Origin of the sequence: Pseudoalteromonas sp. Z1A6 (genome assembly GCF_011378745.1) — a bacterium.
GTDB lineage: Bacteria > Pseudomonadota > Gammaproteobacteria > Enterobacterales > Alteromonadaceae > Pseudoalteromonas > Pseudoalteromonas arctica.
Genome location: NZ_WTKW01000401.1, coordinates 1 through 3,470, shown reverse-complemented (window position 1 = coordinate 3,470; position 3,470 = coordinate 1). Strand labels below are relative to the sequence as shown.

1 protein-coding gene is annotated in these 3,470 nt (G+C 38.9%); it reads left to right on the top strand.

The window, feature by feature from the left end; all coding sequences use genetic code 11:
* The first annotated feature begins 117 nt into the window (after nucleotides 1–117).
* On the top strand, nucleotides 118–3,441 hold the full coding sequence (locus GQR46_RS17755; RefSeq protein ID WP_165741797.1) for a hypothetical protein: 3,324 nt from the start codon (nucleotides 118–120) through the stop codon (nucleotides 3,439–3,441).
* Nucleotides 3,442–3,470: the final 29 nt, after the last annotated feature.

The following is a 3,470-nucleotide window of genomic DNA, read 5'->3' as shown; positions in this document are numbered from 1 at the left end:
TATTTAAAAATATTTTGCACAAAAAAGTAATAAAAAACTGTGATTTTAGACTAAGTTATAGGTTAATATTAAGTGTAAATTAATTTTAATTATAATAACAACGCTAGGGAGAGGTTCATGCCTTTAATGCGACTGCTCGGCATTTCATTGCTAAGTTTTTTACTCACAGCCTGTGGTGGCGGTGGGTCACTTGAAAAAGACGGTTCTATAAGTGATGGTGATTCCACTACAGAGGCTGCTACATACTCGGTTTCATTAAAGGGGTATTCTCAAACAGACGCAACAGAGTCAAATTCTGTTACCGCTACCTCCTCTTTAGATTTACGCGCAATTCTTACTCAAGACGGTGTAATTGTTGCGGGTAAGCGCATTACGTTTACATTAGAAGATGAGATTGGTGAACTGTCTCCATCAAGTGCATTAACTCAAAACGATGGTATTGCAACGGTTGAACTTACAGCCGGTGCTCAAGCCGGTGCTGGAGAAGTAACCGCTACCTATACAGTCGATGGTGAATCTTATACAAGTACTTTTGCTTTTCAATCAAGCGGTGGGCAGGGTGATGATACTGGTGTTAGTGGGTCAACAACTCTAACAGTAAATATTGTCGATGAAAATGGTGCTAAGTATTCGGATACAAACCCGGTTACAACTGACAACTTAGGCACGGTTACAGCGACTTTAAAAAATGATGGAGTTGCACTTAGCGAGCAGCTTGTTACTTTTACTACAAACTTCACAGGTAAAATAACGCCAGACTTAGGAACTGCAATTACAAACTCAGCGGGTGAAGCAAAAGTAACTCTCTCTAGTGGTAGTTTTAAAGGCGCAGGTCAAGTTGTTGCAACTTATAATCCTACTAACTCAACAGAAGTGAGTAATACAGCTGTATTTTATTCATCAGGTGATTCTGCACCAGTTGATCTGGCACAATTCTCTATATCAGTAAAGCTCTTAACAGGCTGTAACGCAGGCTGGGACGATAATCGTTCTAGCGTAAAACTTGACCCTACACAAGCAGCATCGGGTTGTACGGTAGCTAATACTATCTCTTCATCAGAACTAGGTGAATTATTTGTTGAAGTCATTGATGAGCAAAGTGGTGAAGGTAGTAAAAATTCGCTAGTTAATATTTCAACAAATTTAGGTTCTGTTCTCCCTTCATCTGGGACAGCCCTTACTGATAACTTTGGTATTGCTTTACTAAAATTGCAACCTGGTAATACTGGTGGCGCAGGTACTGTTACTGTAACGTCTGTAGGTGAAAGTAATTCAACTAATTTTGCTGTAGGTATTGCTGATTTAACCCTAGAGGTTGATAACGGGCTAAATAAAGATTCTTCAGGAAATGTTATTCCTTTAAAAGCAGGTGGTAGTACAGTTATTGAAGTAACACTTTTAGATGAAGATGGTAATTTATACTTAACTCCAACAGATGTTGAGTTCAGCTCAACGTGTGTAATTAGCGGCGACTCAGTAATTGATGCATCAGTAAAATCATCAAGTGGTATCGCAACATCAACATACCGAGCTACAGGTTGTAGTATTGACGATGATATTAATATCACGGTTGAGACAGGCGGTAAAAACTTTACTGCTACTACGATTATTCCTGTGGAAACATCAGCGGTACAATCAATACAGTTTGTTGATGTCAGTGAAACATTTATTGCATTACCTCCAGGTGAAGGCGGCGCCCCGACTCAATCGATCGTTAGATTTAAGCTAATAGATGCGGATGGTCTTGCATCTACGCAGCAACGTATTGATTTCAAGTTAACAGATTCAGTGGGGGCAGCTAAACTGTCACTTAGAACAAGTGATACAAATAATGAAGGCTTTGTTCAGACAACGGTTGAATCTGGCATAGTGCCTGGTCCATTAGTGGTAAAAGCGTGTTTTATTTCTAAAGAAGATGTTAATAATTTACCTGAAGGTGATGATTTAACGTGTTGGGTTGATGATGTAGAACTGTGTACATCAGAACCAAGCAATGAAATTTGTCCAGACGGAACACTTACTTTAGTACCATTGAGCGAGCAGATAAGTTCTGTATCGGCTCAATTAACGCTCGCTTCAGGCGTAACAGACCAAAACAGTTTTGATGCAAGCCCAAATACGTTCAATACTAACTCACTTAATTATAACGGTGTTTTAAATGATATTACGGTATATTTTGGTGACCAATTTAATAATTATAACGGTGACGGTGTAGAGGCAACTATTTTAGCTGAAGCTGGTGTCATTGGCTCATCTAGCAATGAAGTTACTTGTAAAACTGACGATGCTACTTGTGTTGTAACCTGGCGCTCTCAAGGAGACCGTCCATTTTATGATTACAAATGGGGTAACCGAATTGGCGATATTGACGGGGACGCAACAACTACAGAAGGTATTAATCCAAAAACAGGTATTATAAATTGTGACCCATATTTTGGTATTGCAGCTCCTTGTATAAATGGTATTACACGCGCTAAAAATAATGCTGATGGCGTTGTTATGGGAGGACGTGTAAGTGTTCTCGCTGTCACTAAAGGACAAGAGAACTTTGTAGATGAGCAAACCACTGATGATGTTAAACGCACCAATGGCTTGTTTGATATTGGTGAGTATTATACTAGTTACGATTTACCTGAAGCATTTATAGATCACAATGAAAATGCAGCCTTCGATAAAGCAAACTGTAGTGATGCAGATGCTTCAAATTATGACCCGTCTACGGATGAATGTTCTGAGTTAATTTCACGAGGTGGTCATAATGAAACATGGCGAGACCTAGATAATGACGGTATTTATGACTTTGCTGATGGTAAATATAATGGCTTATTATGTAGCGAAGCCGCTGAAAATGCAGGTGAGTGTTCTCGAGAGCTAATTGAAGTGCGTAAACAAATTGAATTGGTTATGTCTGGAGATAGTCCATATGTTCGTTTTTCTGTGTTGAAAACAACGGATATTCTTGATGCACCGTATCCTGTTTATGTACCAGCAGATTGCTCTGTTTCAGTTACAGCAGTACTTGAGCCATCCGATGTATCTGAGCGTTGTGATATATCAGCAGTTGATTTATCAAATGTTTTTGCAGATAACCCTGAATATGATGAAACGGATCCAGATGAAACTGATCCTCAACTATTGGAAGTTGGCTTATCTGGTATTACAGTTCGTATTCACTACACAGATGAGTTTGGTAATCCACTACCAGCGGGTACAACTGTATCTATAGCCTCTACAAATGGCGACTTATCTATTATCGAAAATAACGCTATTATTCCAAGTACGAATACGGATAAACCAATGTATTCAGATGTTCGTATTTCTCGTGAAGCGGATGGTAATGATAAATTTGACGGTGTACTTTCAATAACATTTGAGTTTACTACTCAGGCTGGTGGCACTAAAACAGTCTCCAAAGGAATCGAAATTTACGATAGTAAATAAGGCTTTATTTTAAAAATGCCAACCTTTAG

Bases quoted from the DNA above. Each gene is read 5' to 3' on its own strand.
- GQR46_RS17755 (WP_165741797.1), top strand. From the start codon at position 118: ATGCCTTTAATGCGACTGCTCGGCATTTCATTGCTAAGTTTTTTACTC.